The sequence below is a fragment of the Caballeronia arationis genome (assembly GCF_001544975.2).
GTDB classification, from domain to species: Bacteria; Pseudomonadota; Gammaproteobacteria; order Burkholderiales; family Burkholderiaceae; genus Caballeronia; species Caballeronia arationis.
On record NZ_FCOG02000314.1, the window covers coordinates 1 to 3,132 of the forward strand.

2 protein-coding genes are annotated in these 3,132 nt (G+C 64.8%); one reads left to right on the forward strand and one right to left on the reverse strand.

Features of this window, described 5'->3' with window-relative positions; all coding sequences use genetic code 11:
- Positions 1–425: 425 nt before the first annotated feature.
- The gene (locus tag AWB81_RS41465) at positions 426–2,426 is read right to left on the reverse strand and encodes a hypothetical protein (RefSeq protein ID WP_144444359.1); all 2,001 of its coding nucleotides are present in this window, start codon (positions 2,424–2,426) and stop codon (positions 426–428) included.
- Between AWB81_RS41465 and AWB81_RS45480 the strand changes: the two genes are divergently transcribed.
- A partial coding sequence (locus tag AWB81_RS45480; protein WP_144444360.1) for a hypothetical protein occupies positions 2,412–3,132 on the forward strand: 721 nt, incomplete at its 3' end. The two genes, AWB81_RS41465 and AWB81_RS45480, sit on opposite strands and share 15 nt — an antisense overlap.

Below are 3,132 nucleotides of genomic sequence, written 5' to 3' on the forward strand. Positions count from 1 at the left end.
TCGTACATCGCTGGGCACGTCCCAGCCGGCTCGGCCGGAGCCACCTTACACCGCCAGCGCTCCGCAGTCACCCGTACTACTCGTCGGTCTGAGGCGGAGCCTCGTTAGTGTTTCTGCGAACTCGTCTGCATGCTGCCGCAAGTTCTGCCCGAGATTCTCGACGTGTAGAGACGCGGGGTGCGATCAGCAAGAGTTGCTCGGCCCGCAACGACGAGCTTGACCGAGGTGATTGCCAGCAAGGTGACGGCAAGTTGTGACGGCAAGTTGATTACTCGCAATGAGCATGACTGGACCGAGCGTATGCGGCGGCAGAGCGATGCCACCTATGCTTGTCATATTTGCAAACATCTTTGCGCCGGAAATAGAAATGGTGTCACAAGACGCCTTGAGATTTGCCACGCGCCGACGATTGCAATAACCCGCATCTATGGCGTCGGTTTCGATGACGGAGGAGGCTCCTTATTCCGCGCGTCCTCGTCAGCAAAGGCCATTTTAAATCCGTATCGCTCCAGCCATTTGGCCAGTGTCTTGATGTTTCCGCGTTCGCTCGTGATTTCCATGTGAATGTGATTCTCTTTGAGAATCTTCGCCACGCTGTCGATGTAAGTATCCTTCCGATGGCGCGGGCCCTTGCCGCCTCGACCGACACGGCTCTTGTCGAGATCCTCAATCGCGTTGGCTGCGTCGAGAAGCTGCTTTGCGGCCTTCTCGCTCATCTCATCGATCTTCTTTCCCTCCGCACGATGCTGCTTCAGCGTTGCCGCGAACTCGTCGGCATGCTGTCGCAAGTTCTGCCCGAGATTTTCGGTCTGGGCGGAGACATTCCGCAGCCGCCGCTTGCGCTCCGCCTTGTCGTCGGTCAGATAGACTTCGGCCTTCTCCGGAAGCGGCGGATCGGCAAGACCGAAGCTCACAATATCGATGCCCCCCTCGTTGACCAAGGTGTTTTCGCGGTGGCCATAGGTCGATTCGCTCTTGAGGATGCCGCGATTTTTCCGAGCCATTCTGAAGGTCGCATCGTTCTCGCTGAGGATTGGCAGGATTTGGTGCGTCATGTAGTTGTTCCACTGCGCCTCGAAGGCTTTCAGCGTGGGCTTGGAGCGTGGCGCCTTTTCGATCATCCGTTCGAAGCGCTCCTTGACCAAGGAAGGCTGCATGCGCGCGGCAGCCAACAGGTGCGGTGACTGGAGCAGGATGTCGATCAACGCGCGCGAGGACTTGCTTCCGTCATTGAATAGCCGCTCGAGTTCTCCGCCCCACGCGTGGCGGTTGCGCGCGAAACTCACCGATTCCCGCAGGCCACGCTCGTTCAGCAACCGCCCGAGAGCCTCGCGCTCCGCCGCGGCGCGCTTTGGCGTCATCTTGTCGCGAAGCGTCCTCTCGAAAGCGGCGAGCGCCTGTTCCTCTCCCGAGCGTCGCCGGCGTCGGATCGAGGCGTCTGCCTCGGCGGGCGACATTTTGCGCTCTTCCACCAGCAAGTCGCGCATGCTCGGCACCGACGCCTCGGGCCCCTCGACCTCGGCTCGAACCACGGCCAGGAAGCCATCGGGGTCGAGATTCATGAAGTGCTCGACGGCTCTATCGTTCTTGCGCGACTCGGCCCTGAAGTCTTCCACTCCCTGACTCTCGACGGCGCGCGCCTCGGCCTGCGCCTTGGCCGACACTTTTATCCGCTCGGCCTCGGAGAGCATCGGCGGCACCTCCTTGGGAGGGACTTTTGCTGGCCCCCACTCCACGAACGACGCTTCCATCTCTGCATCAGTCTCGGCCGCCAATGCTGCATCCCGCGCGGCTTTCGCTCGCGAAGCGCCTTTCTTGCCCGCGCCCGGCCGCACAGGCTCCTTGTCGTCGTCCGTCGGCCGTACGCGCGGCGTGTCCACGGAGTCGTCATCGACGTCGTGGCCCGGGCCGGTCCTGCCTTGCGCCGCGTCCGCCACATCGACGTTCGGCTCCGCGCCATGCTGCCGCGCCCAGCCTTCGTATTCTTCCGTCGTGGCGAAGCGGTGCTGCTCGCGCGCGCCGGTGACGGGATTTTCGACATCGATCCAGTAAGGCTTCGCATCGGCGGGATCGAAGCCGAACACGGTATGTCCGGGTTTGTCTTCGTGCGTGAAGTCGATCACCGAACTGCGCGGCGAGCCGCCCGCCGCGCCGGATTCGTAGCGCAGCACCTGGAAGTCGCCGCGGCCTTCCTCGCCGGTGCTCGGCAGACGCCGCCACATCGGCGCCTGATCGTGCTCGCTTGCCGCGCCCGGATGATAGTGCACCTCCAATTCCCAGCGTCCGGCGTCCTCGCGCAGAATCTCCTTCCAGTCCTGACGCGTGGCGGCCGCCTCGGCAGGATGCGGCGCTTCGCCCAGACTGCTGTTCAGCCCGATGAACACCGAATCCGCGTTGCCGAACACGAGAATGTGCTCGCCCGTCACCGGATTGCGATAGACGGCCACCTCGCGCGTCGGATCGGCGGCGATCGCACGCCGATACGCGATGTTGATCTCCTCGCGGCTCTTCGGGGTCGCATCCATCATCACGACGCCTTCCATGAAGTCGTCCGATGCCCACGCGATCGCGCGATGCGCCTCCGGCGGCAAGGGGGGCGGACGGCGGCGGCCTGGCCGTTCGGTGTCGCCATGCGGCGGCGGTCTCGTCGGTTCGGTAGATTCCGTCGGCTCGGGCGCGGCTTTCGCCGGCCTCGGATTGGCTTCGCTTCCTGGCAACGCGACAGGCGTCTCGGGCGCGAGCGCGCGGCCGGCATCGACCGCGGGGGAAAGCTCGGGCGGCAGCGGAAGCGGCGGCGTCATTGGCAGCGGTTCGATGCGCGGCGTCGCGGGCGCGGCGTGTTCTGTTTCATGCGTCTTCGCGCGCGCGGCGATGGCTTCCGCTGGGCCTTCGAGCGCGGCGGCAGCGCGCGGTTCGGGAAGCGTTTCATGCGCCTCACCCGCCCCGGCGCGTTCGTCCGCCCCCGTTGCGGCCGCGCGCCGCGCCGCCCGGCGTTCCGAGCGACGTGTCGCCCCTTCCTCGGCGGCCTGTTCGAGCGTTCCCTGCACGATGCCCTGCACGCCCGCGCCTTCCAATTCCTCGAATATATCGGCGGTCTGCCGCGGCGCGGCGCCTGGGTCGTGCTCCATACCC